The sequence below is a fragment of the Micromonospora sp. KLBMP9576 genome, assembly GCF_050941805.1.
In the GTDB taxonomy this organism is placed as follows: Bacteria; Actinomycetota; Actinomycetes; order Mycobacteriales; family Micromonosporaceae; genus Micromonospora.
Genome location: NZ_CP194567.1, coordinates 3,433,077 through 3,448,870 on the forward strand (window position 1 = coordinate 3,433,077; position 15,794 = coordinate 3,448,870).

Sequence of the window (15,794 nt, forward strand, 5' to 3'; positions counted from 1 at the left end):
CCGGCGCCCGCCCGTTCGGCGGGCGCCGGCCGGCGGTCACCCCTTCACGCAGACGACCTGCTTGAGGTGCGCCACCACCTCGACCAGGTCATCCTGCTGTGCCATCACCTGGGTGATGTCCTTGTACGCGGCCGGGATCTCGTCGACCACCCCGGCGTCCTTGCGGCACTCGACGCCGGCGGTCTGCGCGACCAGGTCGGCGGTGTCGTACGTCCGCTTCGCCTGGGCCCGTGACATCCGCCGCCCCGCCCCGTGCGACGCGGAGCAGTACGCGTCCGGGTTGCCCCGGCCGCGCACGATGTACGAGCCGGTGCCCATCGATCCCGGGATGATGCCCAGCTCCCCCCGGCCGGCCCGGATCGCCCCCTTGCGGGTGACCAGCACGTCGACGCCGTCGTAGCTCTCCTCCGCCACGTAGTTGTGGTGGCAGGAGATCGGCTCGTCGTAGCTCACCTGCGGAAACTGCTCGCGCACCACCTGACAGAGCAGGGCGAGCATGACGGCCCGGTTACGCCGCGCGTACTCCTGCGCCCACCACAGGTCCCGGCGGTAGGCGTCCATCTCGGGCGTGCCGGTGAGGAACACCGCGAGGTCCCGGTCGGGCAGGTCGGTGTTGTGCGGCAGCCGCCGGGCGACGGCGATGTGCCGCTCCGCCAGCTCCTTGCCGATGTTGCGGGAGCCGGAGTGCAGCATCAGCCACACCCGGCCCTCGTCGGCGCCGCCCTGCTCCAGGCAGACCTCGATGAAGTGGTTGCCGCCTCCGAGCGTGCCGAGCTGCCGCTGGGCCCGCGTCTCGAGCTGCGCCACCCGCCGGTCGAGCCCGGCGAACCGCGCCCAGAAGTCGTCCCAGCCGGCCTGCTCCAGCCCCCGGATCCGGCGCGGGTCGACGGGCTTCTCCCGCTGGGTGAACCCGACCGGGATCGTGGCCTCGATCGCCGAACGCAGCCCGGCCAGGTCGTCCGGCAGGTCGGTGGCGGTCAGCGAGGTGCGGACCGCCGACATGCCGCAGCCGATGTCGACGCCGACCGCGGCCGGCGAGACGGCCTGCCGCATCGCGATGACCGAGCCGACCGTGGCGCCCTTGCCGAAGTGCACGTCGGGCATGACCGCGACGCCCTGCACCCACGGCAGCGCGCCGATGTTGCGCAGCTGCCGGGCGGCCTGCGGCTCGATGTCGTACGGGTCGGTCCAGACCCGCACCGGCGCCCGGGTGCCCGCGAGCGGGGTGTAACTCATCGTCGTCTCCTCGTGTCGTCGGCCGGTCGGGGGCGGAGGGAATGCCCGCGTCGCCGTGGTGGGGGTGACGGGTCGGACGAAGAAGCCGCCCGGACCCCGGTGGGGTGGGCGGCTGCGCGTGGTGCTGGCGCTAGACGCGCCGCCACCCCGGCTGCCGGCCCTGCCCGGGGCGGCACTGCAAAAGCTCCGGTGTGCCCGCGGGCAGCGGGGCACCGGCAAGCGGCGCGCGGCGCGCGGCGTCGGTGCGGGTGCGCTGCGGCACGGCGTACTCCCCTGGGTCGGGCCGGTTGACCTTGCCCCGTCGACGGTAGGGGGCCACGACGGTGGTCGCAACGGATATCGGCGGCCGTGCCCCGCCCTGCGGGCGGCCGGTCGGTCACGGGCCGACCCCATCATTCCCTTTCCTTCCCCATCATGACTAAGGTAGGGAGCGATGAGTGATGAGATGTATTCGGTGGAGCAGGTGGCCGAGCGGCTGGGCCTGCACGTGCGCACCGTGCGGGGCTACATCCGCTCCGGCCGCCTCTCGGCGGTGCGGATCGGCAAGCAGTACCGGATCGCCCGCGCCGACCTCGACGCGCTGACCGGCCGGCCGGCGCCCGGGCCACCCGGCGGCGGCGCGGCGGTGGAGGTGTCGAGCATCGTGCAGGTCGACGGCGTCGGCCGGGCCGCGGCCGACCGGCTGGGCACGCTCGTGCTGGCCGCGGCGAACACCACCCACCACCCGGCGCGCCCGCTGCGCGTCCAGACCGTCCACGACGAGGAGCGACACCGCATGAAGATCGTGATCCTGGGCGACGCCTCGGCCACCGCCGAGCTGCTGCGCCTGCTCGACGCCGTGCTCGACGGCGACAACGGCCTGCTCACCGGGGAGGCCGGGGATGCCTGACGTCATCCAGGAGCGGGCCGGGGTGCCGGTGCTGGTCTGCGATCCGGCCGGCCCGCCGGTGGCCACCGAGCAGGACGCGCTGGACCTGATCGGCGCGGCCTTCGCCGGCGCCGAGATCGTGGCGGTGCCGGCGCACCGGCTCGACGCGTCGTTCTTCTCCCTCGGCACCCGCGTGGCCGGCGACATCATGCAGAAGTTCGTCAACTACCGCCTCCGGCTGGTCGTCGTGGGCGACATCTCCCGACACCTCGCGGCCAGCTCGGCCCTGCGCGCGCTCGTGCACGAGTCGAACCGGTCCGGTCACGTGTGGTTCGTCGACGACCTCGACGGCCTCGACGCGCGGCTGGCCCCGTCGGCGGGTGCCGGCGCGGCCCCACCCGCACCGGGCGGGGCGCCGGGGCGCGGCTGAGGGCAGCGGGGTTGCCGGCCTGCGGTCCTCTGCTGGACGTGGCAATGCGCTACGGTCGTCGACCGTGGCCCTGATGCGCTGTGACTTCTACTCGGAGGCGCTCGGCATGAGCACCTCGATGACGGTGATCCTGCCGCAGCGGACCACCACGCAGATCGGGCTCACCGGCAGCGCCCCGCCGGGCGACCCGCCGGTGCTCTACCTGCTGCACGGCCTCTCCGACGACGACACCGTCTGGCTGCGCCGCACCTCGATCGAGCGGTACGTGGCGCCGCTCGGCCTCGCCGTGGTGATGCCCCAGGTCGGGCGCAGCTTCTACACCGACGAGGAGCACGGCAACCGGTACTGGACCTTCCTCAGCGACGAACTGCCCCGGCTGTGCCAGGAGTTCTTCCGGCTCTCGGCGCGGCGGTCGGACACCTTCGTCGCCGGGCTCTCGATGGGCGGCTACGGGGCCCTGAAGTGGGCCCTGCGCGACCCGGGCCGGTTCGCGGCGGCGGCGAGCCTCTCCGGGGCGCTCGACGTGGCGACCCGCCGCGACCACCCGACGGCACCCCTCGACCGCGGTGTCTGGCACACAGTCTTCGGTGAGCGCGCGGTGGCCGGCACCGACGACGACACGGTCGCCCTGCTCGACAGGGTGGCGGGCGGCGATCCGCCCGCGCTCTACGTCGCCTGCGGCACCGAGGACTTCCTCTACGAGGACAACCTGACCTTCGTGGCGGCGGCCCGCGAGCGAGACGTCGAGCTGACCGTGGACTTCTCCCCCGGCGCGCACGGCTGGGCGTACTGGGACGCGAAGATCCAGGACGTGCTGGCCTGGCTGCCGCTGCGCGCCGGCGCCTGAGTCGCCGGGTCGGGTCCGGGCGTCGGGACCCGCTGGCGGCGGGCGCGGTGCTCGCGGCGCGGCCCGACCGTCAGGGCCGCCCGGCGGAGGAGCGGGCCACCGGCACGTCGAAGTACGTGTCCGGCCAGGGTTCGTCGCGGTAGCGGTAGTGCCACCACTCCCGGTCGTAGTTGACGAAGCCGCCGTCGGTCATCAGCTGCCGCAGCAGCCGCCGGTTCTCCCGGGCCACGCCGGTGATCTGCGGCGAGTCGGTGTGCGCGAGGGGGTCGAAGCAGTCGAAGCCGGTGCCCATGTCCACGCCGTTGTCGGCGAAGCGCTGCCCGCGCGGGGCGGTGCAGGAGACCGGGGCCTGACCCGGGGCGTACGGGGGCTGGGTGGCCGTCGGCACGTCGACCAGGGTCAGGTCGACGGTGCTGCCCCGGCTGTGCGCGGTGGGGGCGCCCACGTACCCCTCGTCGAACAGCTCGGACTTTGCCACCCGGGGATAGAACTCGGCCTTCGTCTGCTGCTCGCCGGGCCGCTGCGCCCAGGCGACGAAGTCGTCGACGGCCCGCTGCGGGCGGTAGCAGTCGTACACCTTCAGGCTGCGGCCCCGGGCGAGGGCGGCGTCCTGCACCCGGCGCAGTGCCTCGGCCGCCGGGCGGCTGAGCAGGCAGACCGGTTCGGGATAGCCGGCGACGGGCCGGCCGACGAAGTTGTGCGCGGTGGCGTACCGGATGTCGGTCCGGATGCGCGGGTCGACGTCACCGAGGACCACCAGACCCGGCCGGCCCGGCGCCCCCGCCGAGGCGGACGCCGACGACGGCGCGGACGACGCGGGGACGGGCGGCGCGGACGACCCGGACGACGGCGCGGACGACCCGGGTGCGGCCGGCGCGGACGACGTGGGGGTCACCGGCGGCGCCGGTGCGGGACGACCACAACCGGGGGCGAGCGCCGCGATGACGACGGCCGCCACGACGGCCCGGACGCCGGGCCGCCGCCGGACCGCCGCCCGGCCCGGCACCCATCGGCGGATCCGCGCTGCCCTGGCCATGCACCCTGTCTATCAGGCTACGGGCCGCCGGGCGGCCGGTCCGGCGCCAGGTGTACGCGCAGGAAACGCAGGGCCGCCTCGTCGTCGTCGATCCCGCCGGCCTCGTGGCCGTTGTAGCGCCACACCGCCAGTTCCGTGGGCCCCCGCCAGGCGTTGACGGCGGCGAAGACGGTCGACGGCGGCACGATCTCGTCCATCAGCGCGACGGAGAAGCGGGCCGGCAGGTGGCACCGGCGGGCGAAGTTCACCCCGTCGACGTAGGCCAGGGTGGCCAGCACCCGGTCCTCCGCGTGCCGGTGCGCCGCCAGGTAGTCGCGGATCTCCCGGTAGGGGTACGCGTCGGTGACCACGACGGCGCGCGGGATGTCGCACAGGAAGGGCACACCGGCCACGACGGCCCGCAGCTCGGGCACCAGCGCGGCCACCGCGAGCGCCGCCCCGCCGCCCTGGCTGTGCCCGAGCACCGCGATCCGCGCCGGGTCGACCGCCGGCACGGTGCGGGCCGCGTCCACCGCCCGCACCGCGTCGGTGAGGAACCGCCGGTAGTAGTAGGTGCGGGGGTCGGTCACGCCCCGGGTGAGCACCCCGGGCGACTCGGGGCCGGCGGCGGCCGGATCCGGGGTGTCGCCCCGGGACCACCCCGCGCCCTGCCCCCGGGTGTCCATCACCAGGTGCGCGAAGCCCGCCGACGCCCACAGCAGGCCCTCCAGCGGGTGCCCCCGGCCGCCGCCGTAGCCGGCGTACTCGACGACCGTGGGCAGCGGCGTCCCGGCGTCGCGCGGCAGCCGCAACCAGGCCCGCACCGGCTGCCCGGCGAACCCGGGGAAGGTCACGTCGCACACGTCGACCGTGGCCAGCCCCGTCGGGACCGGCGTCACGCGCACCGGCCACCCGCACCCACGGGACTCGGCGAGGGTGTCCGCCCAGAACCGGTCGAAGTCCGCCGGCTCCCGCACCCCGCCCCGGTACGTCCGCAGTTGCTCCTCGGGCAGGTCGGTGAACGCCACCGCTCACCCGGCCGACGGCGTGACGGCGAAGCGGGGGTGCAGCCGCCGGGTGTGGTCGACGTGCCGGGCGGGGCCGCGCAGCGCGACCGCCGCCACCAGCCGGTGGTCGGTGCTGGACGCCGCGAGCCGCAGTTCCAGCTCGCCCGGCTCGACGACGCGCCGCCCGTCGCGCCCCGTGAACGAGAACAGGTCGGCCGGCACGGCCAGGTCGATCCGGCAGGCGGCTCCCGCCGCCAGCGGCACCCGCAGGTAGCCGACCAGCCGCTGCACGGGCTGGACCACCGAGGCCACCGGGTCGTGGGCGTACACCTGCACCACCTCACTGCCCGGCCGCGAGCCGGTGTTGCGCAGCGTGAAGTGCAGCCGCAGTTCCCCGTCGGTCGCCGCGACCGGCTCGTCGAGCACCAGCTGTGACCAGTCGAACGTGGTGTAGCCCAGACCGTGCCCGAAACCGTAGGCCGGCGTCGGGTCGACGTTGGAGACGTCGCTGGCCTGGCCCAGCCGCGCCGACAGGTAGGTGCTCGGCTGCCCGCCGGGCCCGCGCGGCACGCTGACCGGCAGCCGCCCCTGCGGCGCCACCCGGCCGCTGAGCACACCGGCGATGGCCGGGGTGCCCTCCTCACCCGGGAAGAACGACTGCACGATCGCGGCGGCCTCGTCCACGGCCCGGCCCAGGGCGTAGGGCCGCCCGGCGAGCAGCGTCACCACCACGGGCGTGCCGGTGTCCAGCAGCGCGTCGAGCAGGTGCTGCTGCGCCCCGGGCAGGGCCAGCGACTCGGCGTCGCAGCCCTCGCCGCTGGTGCCGCGGCCGAACAGGCCCGCCCGGTCACCGAGCGCGGCGACCACCAGGTCCGCGTCCCGCGCCGCCGCGAGGGCCGCCGGCACCCCACCGGTGCCGTCGCCGTCGACGCGGACGCCGGCCACGGTGACCACGTCGCTGTCGGGAAACTCGGCGCGCAGCGCCGCCGCGAGGGTGGGCAGCGCGATGCCGACGGGCACCTCGGGGTGCCGGGAGCCGACGTGGGCGGGGAACGAGTAGCAGCCCAGCACCGCCGTCGGGCTCTGCGCCTGCGGGCCGACCAGCGCGATGCGGGCCGGCCGGCGCAGCGGCAGGACGCCGTCGTTGGCCAGCAGCACCACGGCACTCTCGGCGACCTCGCGGGCCAGCGCCCGGTTGGCCGGCGGGTCGAGGTCGACGGTGCCGCGCAGCGCGTCCGCATCGGCCAGGTCGGCCCCGGCCAGCGCGGCCGGCACCGGGTTCCAGTCGGCGTCGAGGAGGCCGAGTTGCCCCTTCTGGGTCAGCACCCGGCGCACCGCCCGGTCGATCAGCGCCGTCGGCACCGTGCCGGCCGCCAGCGCCTCGCGCAGCGGCTCGCCGAAGGTCTTCACCGTCGGCAGCTCCACGTCCACCCCGGCGGCCAGGGCGAGCGCCGCCGCCTGCGCCCAGTCGCCGGCCACCCCGTGCAGGGTGTGCAGGAAGGCGATGCCGAAGTAGTCGGCCACCACCGTGCCCGCAAAGCCCCAGGCGTCGCGGAGCAGGCCGGTCAGCAGCTCCTCGTCGGCCGCCGACGGCACCCCGTCGGTGTCGGTGTAGGCGTGCATCACCGACCGCGCGCCGCCCTCGCGTACCGCCATCTCGAACGGCGGCAGCAGCACGTCCGCGCGCTCTCGGGGGCCCATCGACACCGGCGCCAGGTTCCGGCCGCCCCGGGAGGCGGAGTAGCCGGCGAAGTGTTTCAGGGTGGCCACCACACCGGCGGACTCCAGCCCCCGCACGTACGCCGTGGCGATGGTGCCCACCAGATAGGGGTCCTCGCCGATCGTCTCCTCCACCCGCCCCCAGCGCGCGTCGCGCACCACGTCGAGCACCGGCGCCAGGCCCTGGTGCACCCCGACGCGACGCAGGTCGGCCCCGATCGCGGCGGCCATCCGCCCGACCAGCTCCGGGTCGAAGGTGGCGCCCCAGGACAGCGGCACCGGGTACGCGGTGGCGCCCCAGGCGGCGAAGCCGGCCAGGCACTCCTCGTGCGCCATCGCCGGGATGCCGAACCGGTTCGCGGCGGCGATCCGCTGCTGGGTCCGCAGCAGCGACAGCGCACCGAGCGCGGGGTCCACCGGGGCGGTGCCGAACGGGCGGGTCAGCTGGCCGAGGCCCGTCTCCAGCAGGGCGGCCAGGTCGACGGGTTCCTCCATCTCGTGCTGGTACGGCGCGACCTCCCCGCCGTCGGCGGCGGCGCCCACCCAGACGCCGTAGAGCTGCGCCACCTTCTCCGGCAGGGTCATCGCGGCAACCAGGGCGTCCACCCGGGTCGCGAGGTCGAGGGTCGGATCGGTCCAGGTCCCGGCGTCGGGGGCGATGTCCAGGGTCACGTTGTCGGTCACTTTCCTCCGACGCCCATCAGCCCCTGCACCAGGGCCCGCCGGGCGAACAGATAGACGAGCAGGACGGGCACCATCGACAGCACGACCGCGGCGAGCAGGCCGGGGATGTTGATCCCGTACTGCGTCTGGAAGTTGTAGAGGCCGAGGGTGATCACCTTGGTGGAGTCGGACTGGGTGAGGATCAGCGGGAACAGGAACCCGTTCCACGCCTGCAGGGCGGAGAAGACCGCGATGGTGGCGATCCCGCCACGTGACAGCGGCAGCACCAGTTGGAGGAACACCCGCGTCGGGGTGGCGCCGTCGATGGCCATCGCCTCGTACAGGTCGGCGGTGATGTCCCGCATGACGCCGCTGAGGATCAACGCGCACACCGGCAGGCAGAAGGCGGCCGTGGGCAGGATGACGCCGACCAGGTTGTCGTAGAGCCCGGCCTTGCTGATCAGGTAGAAGATCGGCACGATGACCGCCTGCGCCGGGATCGCCAGGCCCAGCAGGAACAGCCGGAACACGCCGGAGGTGAGCCGGCCGCGGCTGCGCACGATCGCGTACGCCAGCGGCGGCACCAGAAGCAGCACGATGGCCACCACGCTCGCGGTCACCACCAGGGTGTTGACCAGGTACCGGCCGTAGCCCTCGTCGAAGGCGCCGGTGTAGTTGTCGAGGGTGAACGTGTCGGGCAGGGCGATCGGGCCGTTGCGGCCGTACCCCTCGCGGGTCTGCACGGTGATCGCCAGCATCACGTAGATCGGCAGGCCGACCAGGAGCAGCCAGGCCAGTGCGCCGATGCCGGCGAGCCAGTTGGGGCGGCGGCGGGTCACAGGCCCTCCATCGTGGAGCGCATCCGGTCGTAGCCGGAGACCCGGACGACGATCAGCGAGATGACCGTGGCGACGACGACGAGGAGCAGGGCGATGGCCGCGCCGGCGCCGAAGTCGAAGCTGCGGAACGCCTGCTCGTACATGTAGTAGGCGGTGATGGTGGTGTCGGTGCCCGGGCCGCCCTGGGTGAGGATCAGCACGGTGTCGAACGTGGTCAGCCCACCGACGACCATCAGCACCACCGAGGTGATCATGGCGTTGCGCAACTGCGGCAGGGTGACGTGGCGGAACTGCCCCCAGCGGCCCGCGCCGTCGACCTCGGCGGCCTGGTAGAGCACCGCCGGCACGGCGCGGGCCGCGCCCTGGTAGATCAGCGCGTGGAACGGGATGAACTGCCAGCTGCTGACGAAGACCAGGACGGCGATCGCGCCGCTCCGGCTGCCGAACAGGTTGCCGTCGCCGAACAGCCACGGGGCCTGGCCGGGCACACCGAAGTTCGGGTCGAGCAACGCCCGCCACAGCACCGAGACGGCGGTGGCCGACAGCAGCAGCGGCAGGAAGAAGATGGCGGACAGCACCGCCCGGTTGCGCTGCGGTCCGGCCGCCCACACCCCGATCAGCAGGCTCAGGGGCGTCTGCACCAGCACCCCGAGGGCGGTGAGCAGGACACTCAACCACAGGCTGTCGCGCATGACGGGATCGCCGGCGAGCCGCCGCCAGTTGTCCAGCCCGACGAACTCCGGCGAGCCGAGGCCCGCCCAACTGGTGAAGCTCAGCACGAGCACGAGGACCAGCGGAACGAGCGCGAAGAGCCCGAAGAAGAGGGTCGCGGGAAGCGCCCAGGCGAAGCCCGGGCGGCCGACGGTGGGGCCCCCCGGGCGTCGTCGGACCCGTCGCTGCTCCGGCACGGCGGGGGCGGCGAGGGTGGTCGTGGACATGGTCGCGCTCAGCCCGCCTGCAGGGACTGCATCGCCTTGACGAAGCCGTCGGCGTCCAGCCGGCCGTTGCAGTACTGCTGCACCGCCTGGTGGATGGTCGTGGTCGCGGCCGGCGGGTACGCCTGGTCCCAGGAGAGCTGGAAGTTGGGGGCCTGCTTGACCATGGTGAACTGGAACTTCAGGTAGTCGGGGTTGGTGGCGCCGTCGAGGAACTTCTCGGTGTTGGTGGTGGTCGGCAGGTTGCCGATGGCCAGCTGCGCCTGGACGAACTCGTCGGAGTACTGCAACTTGAGGAACTCCGCGACCGCCTCCGGGTGCTTCGTCCTCTTCAGCACGGAGTAGAAGTTGTTGGTGTTGCCGACCACGTTGCCGGGGTCGCCCTTGCCGCCCGGGACGCTCGGGAAGGCCGACCAGCCGAGGTCGTTGGCGGCGAACGTCGGGTTCGCGTCGTGGTGGGTGGAGTAGTTCCAGGAGCCCATCAGCTCGAAGCCGGCCTTGCCGCCCGCCAGCAGCGCGGGCGAGCCGCCGTCGGTGAACTTGACCGAGTCGAAGTTGGTGCCGAAGGCGCCCGCGTCGGTCAGCTGACGCAGCAGTTCCAGGGCGCGGCGGCTCTCCGGGCTCGCCCACGCGTCCTTGTCGCCGTCGAGCGCCCTGGCGAACAGTTCGGGGCCGGCCACCCGGTCGTACAGGTACTGGTACCACATCTGGGTCGGCCACTGGTCGCCGCCGCCGAGCGCGATCGGGGTGATCTTCTTGGCCTTGAGGGTGCCCACGGCGGCCAGCAGGTCGTCCCACGTCTTCGGCGGGGCGATGCCGGCGTCGGCGAGGACCTTCTTGTTGTGGAACAGCAGCACCGGCTGGGTGCCGCGCATCGGCACCCCGTACGACTTGCCGTCGACGACGGCGGTGTTGAAGACCGACGGCAGGAAGTTGGCCTTCAGTCCCGGGTCCTTGGCGATCATGTCGTCGAGCGGGAGCAGCAGGTTGGCCTTGACGAACGGCGTGATGCTGCCGCCGCCCCAGTTGAAGAAGACGTCCGGCGCCTGGTTGGTGTTGACGATGGTCTGGAGCTTGGTCTGGTAGTCGGCGCCGGGGATGGTGTCCAGCACGGCCTTGACCTTCGAGGTCTTGTTGAACGTGTCGACGAGCTGCTTCTCGACCTTGTTGGTGGCGTCGCCGTAGACCAGGATGCGGATCTCGTCCGGGCCGGCGGCGGATTCGCCGCCGCCGCAGGCGGTCAGTGGCAGCGCCAGCGCGAGGGCGGCGCCGAGCGCGACCGCCCGGGCGAGCCGCGTGCGTACAGTCATGATCGGCCTCTCGTGGTGGGGGTGTGGTGGGGGAACCGTCGCCGCCGGCGCGACGACCGAAAGGCGTCCGACAAGTTTCCGGAAGTCTTCCGTAACTCGTCCGAACGCTAGAACCGACCTGCCGTGTCGTCAACCCCCGATCGTGGGGCAAGATGACGCGGTGGAACGGCCCCGCCGTTCCGGACGTTCTTCGGTGGCGACGGGTACGGCCGCCGCCGCCGACCGGTGAATGGAGACGCGGGTGGACGGCACCGACGGGCGCAGGATCACCATCACCGCCATCGCGCGGGAGGCCGGGGTGTCGGTGCCGACCGTGTCGCGGGTGCTCAACGGCCGCTCGGACGTGGCCCCCGAGACCCGCGAGCGGGTGGAGGAGTTGCTGCGCCACCACGGCTACCAGCGCCGTGGCAGCCGCACGGTGAGCCGCGCCGGCCTGGTCGACCTGGTCTTCAACGACCTGGACAGCCCCTGGGCGGTGGAGATCATCCGAGGGGTCGAGGACGTCGGGCACGGCGCGGGCGTCGGCACGGTCGTCTCCGCGATACACCGCCAGTCGACCGCCGCCCGGCAGTGGCTGCAGAACCTGCGGGACCGGGCCACCGACGGCGTCATCTTCGTGACCTCGCACCTGAGCCCGCCGCTGCACGCCCAGCTACGCCGCCTCAACGTGCCCGTGGTCGTCGTCGACCCCGCCGGCGTGCCCGCCACCGACGTGCCGACGATCGGGGCCACCAACTGGGCCGGCGGGCTCGCCGCGACCCAGCACCTGCTGTCGCTCGGGCACCGGCGGATCGGCTTCGTCGCCGGGCCGCCGCACCTGCTGTGCAGCCGGGCCCGCCTCGACGGCCACCGGGCCGCGCTGGAGGCCGCCGGGGCGCCCGTGGAGGACCGGCTGGTGCACCCCGGCGACTTCTACCACGCCTCCGGCTTCGCCGCCGGGACGGCGCTGCTCGGCCTCGACGACCCGCCGACGGCCATCTTCGCCTCCAGCGACCAGATGGCCTTCGGCGTCTACGAGGCCGTCCGCCGCCGGGAGCTGCGGATCCCTTACGACGTCAGCGTCGTGGGCTTCGACGACCTGCCCGAGGCCCGCTGGGCCTCACCGCCGCTGACCACCGTCCGCCAGCCCCTGGTGGAGATGGGCCGCCTCGCCGCCCGGACCGTGCTGCGGCTGGCGCAGGGCGACGGCGTCGACTCGCCCCGGGTCGAACTCGCCACCAACCTGGTCGTACGGGACAGCACCGCCCCGCCGCGCGGGGCGTGACGGGCCCTCCCCCGCCCGCCGGCGCACCCCGGCGCTCCCGGTAGCGTTCCGAAAGTTCCGGTCGGCGTGGCGCCGACCCCCTTCGGTGACCGGGCCGGCCGACGGGGCGCGCCGGCCGTGCGCTCAGCGGTGGTGATGCTGCCGGACCACCCGCCGGATGTCGACCGGCAGGGCGGGCGCCCCGTCGACCGGCGCCGGATCCTCGGCGGTGGGGGCGATGCCACCGGCCGCGATCCGGTCGAGGGTGGCCAGGCCGGCCGCGTCGATCGAGCCGAAGACCGTGTAGTTGGGGCGCAGCGCCGAGTCCGACTGGACCAGGAAGAACTGGCTGCCGTTGGTGTCCGGACCCGCGTTGGCCATCGCGAGGGTGCCCCGGGCGTAGAGCCGGCGCACACCGGTCGGGTCGGTCGGCGCCGGCGGCAGGTCGGTGGGCAGTTCGTCGGCGTAGCGGTAGCCGGGCCCCCCGGAGCCGGTGCCGGACGGGTCACCGCACTGCAACACCCGCAACGTCGGGTAGGCGGTGAGCCGGTGGCAGCCCGTCCGGTCGTAGAAGCGGTGGCGGGCCAGGTGCAGGAAGCTCTGCACCGTGCAGGGGGCCGCCTCCCGGTCCAGGGTCAGCCCGATCGGCCCCTGGTTGGTGCGCAACGTGACCCGCACGGTGCCCCGGTCCGGGGTGCGCCTCGGGTCGGGCGGCAACGGGACCGGCCGGGCGGCCGGCTCCTCGGGCGTCTGCGTGTACGCGCACGGGCCGGGCGTGACCCGGGGGCCGGCGACGCCCTCCGGCGACCCGCCGGGCGCGGCGACCGCGGCGGCGCCGCCGCCGGTGATCAGTACGCCCGCCACCAGGGCCGCCCCGGCGAGCCGGGTCAGCGTACGGGCCGGCCGGTGGCGGGTCGGGGTCGGCGGCGCAACGGGATGCGGGCAGGGTTCGCTCGACACGGGGATCCTCCCGGACTCAGGACACCAGAAAGACCGGAGTCTATGTAATCGATCACCGGTTGTCGATCCGGCCCACGTCCGGTCAGGAAGGCTGGCGTCGTCCCGCCCGGCGTCGCCAGAGCAGTCCCACCCCCAGCAGACCGATCATCGCCGCCACGAAGGCGGCCACGGGCCACCGGCCGAGCGGCCCGTCCCCGAGCGGGCCGCTGGCCGCGGCCGGGCGCGGTTCGCCGGTGGCGGCGAGCACGGACGGCGCGCTGGTCGTCGGGGCGGTCAGCTCCCCCGGTTCGACCAGCCGGCCGACGGCGGCGCCCCGGGGCAGCGAGAAGCCCCAGTCGAGCAGGGCGGCGCCCTGCTCCCAGCCTCGCGCCGGCTGCGGCTCGGCGCCGAGCAGCGTGACCACCAGCCGCCGGCCGTCGCGCTGGGCCGCCCCGACGTAGGTGTGCCGGGCCAGGTCGGTGAAGCCGGTCTTGCCGCCGAGGGCGCCCGGATAGCGGTAGACGAGCTGGTTCTCGTTCTGGATCTCGAAACCCTTCGTCCGCTGCGCCGGCTGGTCGGGGATGCGGTGCGTCTCGGTGAGCGTGTACCGGCGGAACAGCGGGTCGGCGAAGCAGGCCCGGGCGATCAGCGCGAGGTCGTACGCGCTGGTGAACTGCCCCTGCCCGTCGAGGCCCGACGGGGTGACCGCGTGGGTCTGCAGGGCGCCCAGGTGGTGCGCCCGCTCGTTCATCGCCCGGACTCCGCCGGCCGCTGCGTCCGGTCCGCCGCCGAGGCGGGCCAGCACGTTGGCCGCCTCGTTGCCGGACTGGAGCAGCAGCCCGAGCCAGACGGTCTCGATCCGGTAGCGACCGCCGGCGACCAGCCCGACGGCCGACGAGCCGGGTTCGATGTCCATGTCCTCGTCGGTGACCGTGACGACCTGCTGCGGGTCGAGTCGGGGCAGCACGGTGGCCGCCAGCAGCAGCTTCTGCACGCTGGCCGGCGTGCCGTACTCGTGCGGACCGCAGCCGCCCAGCACCTGGCCGGTGTCCAGGTCGGCGACCAGCCACGACGTCGCGGTGACCGCCGGTGGACGCGCGGTGGACGCCGGTACGACGAGCCCGGCGGTGTCCAGCGCGGGGCCGCCCACCACGCGCTCGCTCGGCACGGCCGGCGGCGGCGAGGGGCGCGGCGGCCGGGACACCCGGGGCGCCCGCGCCCGCGCCCTCGGGCAGGGCGCGGGCGGCGCGACGGCGGGCCCGGGCGCCGCGGTGGCGGCGGACGCGGGCGCCGCGATGCCGGAACCGCTCGGGCCGGCCGCCGCGGGGGCGGGCACGCCGGTGACGAGAAGGGCGGTCGCCGCGGCCGCCAACAGCCGAACCTTCATGCCCCGCACCCTAGTCGGCGGGGTTCGGGGTGGGGCCCGGTTCCCCGTGCCCGGCCACCCGCCGGCACCGGACCGACCGCCCCGGCCCGGCGGTGGCCGCATCCCGGGACCATCGGCCCTGCCGGCGGACACGCCGGCGACGGATGCTGGAAGCCGCGGAGCGGTGGCTGGTCCGCCGCTTCGTGCGGGAGTTGACGCCGTGCCGGGGACCCGTCTCCCGCCCGCAGGGAACCGACCGAAGGGACGACCATGGAAGCCCTCTCACTGACCCGCCTCGCCGACGAGCAGCTCGCCGCCGCGCGGCAGGCCGACAGCGGACGCAGCGCCCGTTCCCTGCACCCGGGCCGGCACCACCGGCTGCGCCAGACCCTGCTCGCCCTGCGCGGCGGCCGGTCCCTCGACGAGCACGACAGCCCGGGCGAGGCGACGCTGCAGGTGCTCGTGGGGCAGGTGCGGCTGGTGGCCGGGGACGAGTCCTGGACGGGCGACGCCGGCGACCTGATGGTCATCCCACCCCTGCGGCACGCGCTGCACGCCGTCACGGACGCCGCCGTCCTGCTCACCGTGACGCCCCGGCCGTGACCACCGTCCCGCCCTCGGGGACCGGCCGGGCCCGACCCACGCCGGCGCTGGTGGCCGTGCCGCTCTGACCGGTCGGCGTCACCGGCAGCGGTGCCCGCTCCGGTACCTTCATGGCTACACCTCGATCCGCCGGACCTGGACGGTGTCGCCATGCGCTTCCTCTTCCTGCTGGGCAGCTCACGCTCCGGCGGCAACACCGAGCTGCTGGCCCGGCGCGCGGCGGCGGCGTTGCCGGCCGACGCCGAGCAGCGCTGGCTGCGGCTGGCCGAGCATCCCCTGACGCCCTTCCGGGACATCCGGCACGACGAGCAGGGCTACCTGCCGCCGACCGGCAACGAGGCGCTGCTGCTGACCGAGACGCTCGCCGCGACCGACCTGGTGATCGCCTCCCCGCTGTACTGGTACAGCGTCAGCGCCGCCACCAAGCTCTACCTCGACCACTGGTCGGGCTGGCTACGGATGCCCGGTGTCGACTTCCGGCAGCGCATGGCCGGCCGCCGGATGTGGGCGGTCAGCGTCCTGAGCAACGAGGACACGGCACAGGCGGATCCGCTGGTCGCCACGCTGCGGTGCAGCGCCGACTACCTCGGCATGCGCTGGGGCGGCGCGCTGCTCGGCCACGCCAACCGGCCCGGCGACGTGCTCGGGGACGCGGTCGCGCTCCGGGCCGCCGGCACCTTCTTCGCCCCGCCGCCGCTGCCGGCCGACCCGCGCGGGGGGCGGGTCGGCGAGCCGGTGTCGCGCTGAGCGCGGGTCGCGTGCGCCGGCCGCCGG

General features: G+C 74.6%; 15 protein-coding genes. 6 read left to right on the forward strand and 9 right to left on the reverse strand.

Annotated elements, in window-relative coordinates:
• Positions 1-36: 36 nt before the first annotated feature.
• On the reverse strand, positions 37-1,236 hold the full coding sequence (locus ACQ452_RS15365) for an RtcB family protein (protein WP_433384690.1): 1,200 nt from the start codon (positions 1,234-1,236) through the stop codon (positions 37-39).
• Between the two features lie 433 nt (positions 1,237-1,669).
• Here ACQ452_RS15365 and ACQ452_RS15370 point away from each other — a divergent pair, with 433 nt between their 5' ends.
• The 3 genes from ACQ452_RS15370 to ACQ452_RS15380 all read left to right on the forward strand — a co-directional run bounded on the left by ACQ452_RS15370 (position 1,670) and on the right by ACQ452_RS15380 (position 3,381).
• Positions 1,670-2,125, forward strand: coding sequence for a helix-turn-helix domain-containing protein (locus tag ACQ452_RS15370; protein WP_433384693.1), 456 nt, complete (start codon positions 1,670-1,672; stop codon positions 2,123-2,125).
• A complete protein-coding gene (locus ACQ452_RS15375; RefSeq protein WP_433384696.1) occupies positions 2,118-2,534 on the forward strand; it encodes a DUF4180 domain-containing protein in 417 nt (138 codons plus the stop codon). The genes ACQ452_RS15370 and ACQ452_RS15375 overlap by 8 nt, the downstream gene beginning before the upstream one ends.
• A 64-nt stretch (positions 2,535-2,598) precedes the next feature.
• On the forward strand, positions 2,599-3,381 hold the full coding sequence (locus ACQ452_RS15380; protein ID WP_433384698.1) for an alpha/beta hydrolase: 783 nt from the start codon (positions 2,599-2,601) through the stop codon (positions 3,379-3,381).
• A 70-nt stretch (positions 3,382-3,451) separates the two neighbouring features.
• Here the strand turns inward: ACQ452_RS15380 and ACQ452_RS15385 are convergent, their stop codons facing one another.
• The 6 genes from ACQ452_RS15385 to ACQ452_RS15410 are packed head-to-tail and all read right to left on the reverse strand — an operon-like array spanning position 3,452 to position 10,869.
• The gene (locus tag ACQ452_RS15385) at positions 3,452-4,417 is read right to left on the reverse strand and encodes a M15 family metallopeptidase (RefSeq protein ID WP_433384701.1); all 966 of its coding nucleotides are present in this window, start codon (positions 4,415-4,417) and stop codon (positions 3,452-3,454) included.
• A gap of 17 nt (positions 4,418-4,434) precedes the next feature.
• On the reverse strand, positions 4,435-5,424 hold the full coding sequence (locus ACQ452_RS15390) for an acetylxylan esterase (RefSeq protein WP_433384704.1): 990 nt from the start codon (positions 5,422-5,424) through the stop codon (positions 4,435-4,437).
• 3 nt (positions 5,425-5,427) lie between these two features.
• Positions 5,428-7,806, reverse strand: a complete 2,379-nt coding sequence (locus tag ACQ452_RS15395) for a beta-glucosidase family protein (protein ID WP_433384707.1) — start codon at positions 7,804-7,806, stop codon at positions 5,428-5,430.
• Positions 7,803-8,624, reverse strand: coding sequence for a carbohydrate ABC transporter permease (locus ACQ452_RS15400; RefSeq protein ID WP_433384709.1), 822 nt, complete (start codon positions 8,622-8,624; stop codon positions 7,803-7,805). The genes ACQ452_RS15395 and ACQ452_RS15400 overlap by 4 nt, the downstream gene beginning before the upstream one ends.
• A complete protein-coding gene (locus ACQ452_RS15405) occupies positions 8,621-9,562 on the reverse strand; it encodes a carbohydrate ABC transporter permease (protein ID WP_433384712.1) in 942 nt (313 codons plus the stop codon). Before ACQ452_RS15405 ends, ACQ452_RS15400 begins: the two co-directional genes overlap by 4 nt.
• Before the next feature lie 8 nt (positions 9,563-9,570).
• Positions 9,571-10,869, reverse strand: coding sequence for an ABC transporter substrate-binding protein (locus tag ACQ452_RS15410; protein ID WP_433384714.1), 1,299 nt, complete (start codon positions 10,867-10,869; stop codon positions 9,571-9,573).
• A 241-nt stretch (positions 10,870-11,110) separates the two neighbouring features.
• Between ACQ452_RS15410 and ACQ452_RS15415 the strand changes: the two genes are divergently transcribed.
• Positions 11,111-12,133: a LacI family DNA-binding transcriptional regulator gene (locus tag ACQ452_RS15415; protein ID WP_433384716.1), complete on the forward strand. Its 1,023-nt coding sequence runs from the start codon at positions 11,111-11,113 to the stop codon at positions 12,131-12,133.
• A gap of 123 nt (positions 12,134-12,256) precedes the next feature.
• On the opposite strand, the gene ACQ452_RS15420 is transcribed toward ACQ452_RS15415, so the two are convergent.
• Together ACQ452_RS15420 and ACQ452_RS15425 are read right to left on the reverse strand one after the other, a co-directional pair.
• Positions 12,257-13,003, reverse strand: a complete 747-nt coding sequence (locus ACQ452_RS15420; RefSeq protein ID WP_433394168.1) for a peptidylprolyl isomerase — start codon at positions 13,001-13,003, stop codon at positions 12,257-12,259.
• A gap of 151 nt (positions 13,004-13,154) precedes the next feature.
• Complete coding sequence (locus tag ACQ452_RS15425) at positions 13,155-14,438, reverse strand: D-alanyl-D-alanine carboxypeptidase family protein (RefSeq protein ID WP_433384719.1); 1,284 nt, start codon at positions 14,436-14,438, stop codon at positions 13,155-13,157.
• Between the two features lie 249 nt (positions 14,439-14,687).
• Here ACQ452_RS15425 and ACQ452_RS15430 point away from each other — a divergent pair, with 249 nt between their 5' ends.
• Together ACQ452_RS15430 and ACQ452_RS15435 are read left to right on the forward strand one after the other, a co-directional pair.
• Positions 14,688-15,020 carry a cupin domain-containing protein gene (locus tag ACQ452_RS15430; protein WP_433384722.1) on the forward strand — a complete coding sequence of 111 codons (333 nt, stop codon included), beginning with the start codon at positions 14,688-14,690 and terminating at the stop codon, positions 15,018-15,020.
• Between the two features lie 150 nt (positions 15,021-15,170).
• Entirely contained in the window at positions 15,171-15,767 is a 597-nt protein-coding gene (locus ACQ452_RS15435) for a flavodoxin family protein (protein ID WP_433384725.1), read from the forward strand.
• Positions 15,768-15,794 lie beyond the last annotated feature (27 nt).

Bases quoted from the DNA above. Each gene is read 5' to 3' on its own strand.
- ACQ452_RS15365 (WP_433384690.1), bottom strand. From the start codon at position 1,236: ATGAGTTACACCCCGCTCGCGGGCACCCGGGCGCCGGTGCGGGTCTGG.
- ACQ452_RS15370 (WP_433384693.1), top strand. From the start codon at position 1,670: ATGAGTGATGAGATGTATTCGGTGGAGCAGGTGGCCGAGCGGCTGGGC.
- ACQ452_RS15375 (WP_433384696.1), top strand. From the start codon at position 2,118: ATGCCTGACGTCATCCAGGAGCGGGCCGGGGTGCCGGTGCTGGTCTGC.
- ACQ452_RS15385 (WP_433384701.1), bottom strand. From the start codon at position 4,417: ATGGCCAGGGCAGCGCGGATCCGCCGATGGGTGCCGGGCCGGGCGGCG.
- ACQ452_RS15405 (WP_433384712.1), bottom strand. From the start codon at position 9,562: ATGTCCACGACCACCCTCGCCGCCCCCGCCGTGCCGGAGCAGCGACGG.
- ACQ452_RS15410 (WP_433384714.1), bottom strand. From the start codon at position 10,869: ATGACTGTACGCACGCGGCTCGCCCGGGCGGTCGCGCTCGGCGCCGCC.
- ACQ452_RS15425 (WP_433384719.1), bottom strand. From the start codon at position 14,438: ATGAAGGTTCGGCTGTTGGCGGCCGCGGCGACCGCCCTTCTCGTCACC.
- ACQ452_RS15430 (WP_433384722.1), top strand. From the start codon at position 14,688: ATGGAAGCCCTCTCACTGACCCGCCTCGCCGACGAGCAGCTCGCCGCC.
- ACQ452_RS15435 (WP_433384725.1), top strand. From the start codon at position 15,171: ATGCGCTTCCTCTTCCTGCTGGGCAGCTCACGCTCCGGCGGCAACACC.